The sequence below is a fragment of the Devosia sp. genome, from assembly GCF_030689745.1.
Lineage (GTDB): Bacteria > Pseudomonadota > Alphaproteobacteria > Rhizobiales > Devosiaceae > Devosia > Devosia alba.
The window spans coordinates 1-3,267 of record NZ_JAUYGL010000022.1 but is presented as its reverse complement, the minus strand read 5'-3'; the positions used below and the strand labels follow the sequence as shown (position 1 = coordinate 3,267).

Genomic DNA, 3,267 nt, shown 5'->3' with positions numbered 1-3,267 from the left:
AGCTTAAGGCAGGCTTAAGGGCCGCCGATGCCGTCGGGTTTCGAACGCACCTACACTCAGATATATTAGAATGTGTTAATTGATGGTGCTACCGAACCGCTGACCTCGCGATCATGATGCGGTCCGCTGTCTGCATGTCTCGTGGCAGCAATCTCGCCAATCTATGATACGCCGATTTCTTCTCGCGCGGCCGCCACCACCTCACGAAAGCCCGCCAGGTCGAGTGCGGAGCCGACGAAGAACGGACCGATCAGATAGGACGGTGTTCCCGTCAGGCCGATCTCGTCGGCAATGGCGGTATTAGCGCGCAACTGGTCGAGCAGGGCTGGTCCCTTTTCCTTAATGGTTGCATCCACTGCGGCCATGTCGACATCAGAGACCTCAAGGGCCTCGCGCATCTGGTCTTCGGTGATCCGCATACCGGGGATGGCCATCAGCGCATCATGGGCTTGCAGATACTGGCCATGCTCATGTGCCGCGAGGGCGGCCTGGCCACCATAGACGGAAGCCGGGGTCAGGATGGGCCAGTCCTTGAAAACCACGCGGAGCTTGTCATCGGTCGCCATCAGCTCCTTGAGGTAGGGAGCGCTCTGCTTGCAGAATGGGCAATTATAATCGAGGAAGCCGACCATGGTGAGGTTCGCGTCGGCGGAGCCGAATACGGGCGTACCGGGGGTGGCAAAGATTGCATCGAGGTCGGCCGCTTCGTCCTGGGCGGAGGCCAGCCCGGGCCTGGAAAGCCAAAGTGCCAGTGGTGCCATCACGGCCAGTTTGGTCATGGCGCGGCGCGAAAGTTGCTGTTGCATTGGTTAGTCCTTTCCATTTGCCCCCCAAAGACGCCCTGTGCCTTAAGCCAGCCTTAAGTCCGGACATATGGACAGCGGTACAGAGATTTATGGAGACGGCATTGCGCATACTGGTGGTTGAAGACGATGACATCCTGCGCGACGGCCTCGACGTTGGTCTACGGCTGGCCGGTTTCTCAATGGAAACAGTCGCCACGCTTGAGGATGCGCGCGCAGCGCTCGCCGCGGGCAAATTCGATGTCGTCGTGCTCGATCTCATGTTGCCGGACGGGTCGGGGCTTGACCTTCTGGACGAAATCAGGCGAGCCGGATCGGATGATCCGGTACTGCTCCTGACCGCGCGGGACAAGGTTGAGGATCGCATAGTCGGGCTGGACCACGGGGCCGACGACTACTTGGTCAAACCCTTCGACCTTGACGAACTGGCGGCTCGCCTGCGCGCGCTGGTCCGCCGGGTCAATGGCCGGGCCCAGGCCTATCTGGTCTGGGATCAGATACGCATCGTGCCGGCGACCATGGAACTGTCGGTCTCGGGGACGCCCGCGGCTGTGTCACGCAGGGAGTTCGCCGTGCTGCAATCGCTCATGGAGGCGCCCATGGTGATCCAGTCAAAGCGAAGCCTCGAGGAAAAACTCTATGGCTGGCAGGAAGACATCGATAGCAATGCCATCGAGGTCCACATCCATCACCTGCGCCAAAAGATCGGTCGCGACGCCATCGAGACCGTGCGTGGTCTTGGCTATCGCATGAGGAAGGCATGATGCGCCTATCAATCCGGGCGCGCCTCTTCGCCATCCTCATGGTCGCCACCAGCGTTGTCTGGCTATCGGCCGTGGCATGGATCTATTTCAGCACGACCCGCGAAGTGGAGCGCGTGCTCGATGCCCGTCTCAGCGAAGCGGCGCGAATGGTGTCCTCCCTGGTGTCGAGCCGGGAGATCACCGTTGCCGACGCCATCGACAGCATTGCCTCGCTTTCTCCGGCCCCATCCCATGTACCTTATGACCGCCAGCTGTCCTGCCAGCTCTGGTCTTTCGACGGCACACTGGTCGGCCGTTCGGATGGTGCACCGACATCTGCCTTGTCGGAGCACAATGATGGCTTCGCCGAAACCACCATAGACGGTGAGCGCTGGCGGGTCTTCGCCATCGAAAACCCCGAAGTGGGTGTCCGGGTCCTGGTTGGCGATAGCCTGACCTTGCGCGACCGCCTGGTGGGCGACGTCATTAAGGGGCTCCTGGTGCCCGCCGCGCTCATTCTTCCGCTCATGGCGGCCATGATCCTGGTCAGCGTCAACCGCGGCCTGCGCCCGGTGGACAACGTCGCGGCAGAGTTGGCCGCTCGCGGTGCGGACGCGCTCGAGCCGATCTCGGGCGAAGCGCCGCGCGAGATCAGGCCGATGCTGACGGCGCTGAACGACCTACTGAAAAGAGTGCGTTCAGCCCGTGAACGCGAACGCAATTTCACTGACTTTGCCGCCCATGAATTGCGCACTCCCCTCACTGGATTGCGCACCCAGGCGCAGATCGCATCCCGAACGGATGACCCGGAAATCCAGCGCAAGGCGCTCGACAATATCGTGGCAGGCGTCGACCGGACGGCGCGGATGGTACGCCAGCTACTTTCCATGTCGACGGTCGATGCCGCGAACAAGGATATTCGACCGGAGCCCTTGGACGCCGAGGCGGCTACCCGTTCGCTCGTCGCCAGCCTGGTGCTGCCTTCGGGAATCGGAATCGATGGCATCGATATACTGGCAGGGGCACCCGTGGCAGTTTCCGCTGCTGCTTTCGACCTGATGATGCGCAACCTCCTCGAGAACGCCATTGCCCATTCCCCCGCGAGCGGCGAGGTGCGGATTGTCGCCAAGGCAGGCGCCGACGCCGTTGCGATCACCGTTTCAGACGATGGCCCAGGCATGGATGAGGATGAACTGCCACACGCCACCGAGCGTTTCTTCCGCGGGCGGAACCACAAGGAAATCGGCAGCGGCCTGGGCCTTTCCATTGTCGAATCGGCGGCGCTCCAGGCGGGTGGAAGCCTCTTACTCGCCAACAAACTGCCACATGGGCTCGTGGTCACGCTGGTTCTGCCGCGGGCATAAGGCTCCCTTAAGTTGGTGTCGCGACATGGGCAGAAAGTTCCTTCCGCCGGAGTCACCGATGACGATATTCCGTAACCTTACCGCCGTCGCCATGATGGCCCTCAGCGTTCTTGCTGGACCGGTCGCCGCCCAGCAAGCCAAGCCTCTACCGGTGGAGGACGCGTTCAAGGTGTCGCTGACGGCATCAGGATCCGGGGTTGAGGTGGTTCTGGATGTGGTCGCCGGATACTATCTCTATCGCGATCAGGTCGCCTTGAACGATGCTGAAGGGCAACCTGTGGCGCTCAAACTGCCTGCAGGCGTCACGAAGGATGATCCCACCTTTGGACGAACCGAGATTTTCAAGGATCGCCTGAG

Annotated in this window: 4 protein-coding genes; 3 read left to right on the top strand and 1 reads right to left on the bottom strand. The window is 61.5% G+C overall.

Annotated elements, in window-relative coordinates:
* Positions 1-161 precede the first annotated feature (161 nt).
* Positions 162-806 carry a DsbA family protein gene (locus Q8O80_RS01945; RefSeq protein WP_305576357.1) on the bottom strand — a complete coding sequence of 215 codons (645 nt, stop codon included), beginning with the start codon at positions 804-806 and terminating at the stop codon, positions 162-164.
* A gap of 101 nt (positions 807-907) precedes the next feature.
* Between Q8O80_RS01945 and Q8O80_RS01940 the strand changes: the two genes are divergently transcribed.
* The 3 genes from Q8O80_RS01940 to Q8O80_RS01930 form a co-directional block, all read left to right on the top strand.
* Positions 908-1,567 (top strand): response regulator, encoded by a 660-nt coding sequence (locus Q8O80_RS01940; RefSeq protein ID WP_305576355.1) that lies wholly within the window; start codon positions 908-910, stop codon positions 1,565-1,567.
* Positions 1,568-1,605: 38 nt separating this feature from the next.
* Positions 1,606-2,910 carry an ATP-binding protein gene (locus tag Q8O80_RS01935; RefSeq protein ID WP_305576353.1) on the top strand — a complete coding sequence of 435 codons (1,305 nt, stop codon included), beginning with the start codon at positions 1,606-1,608 and terminating at the stop codon, positions 2,908-2,910.
* A 25-nt stretch (positions 2,911-2,935) separates the two neighbouring features.
* Positions 2,936-3,267 (top strand): protein-disulfide reductase DsbD domain-containing protein (locus tag Q8O80_RS01930; RefSeq protein WP_305576351.1); only part of this gene is annotated, 332 nt, incomplete at its 3' end.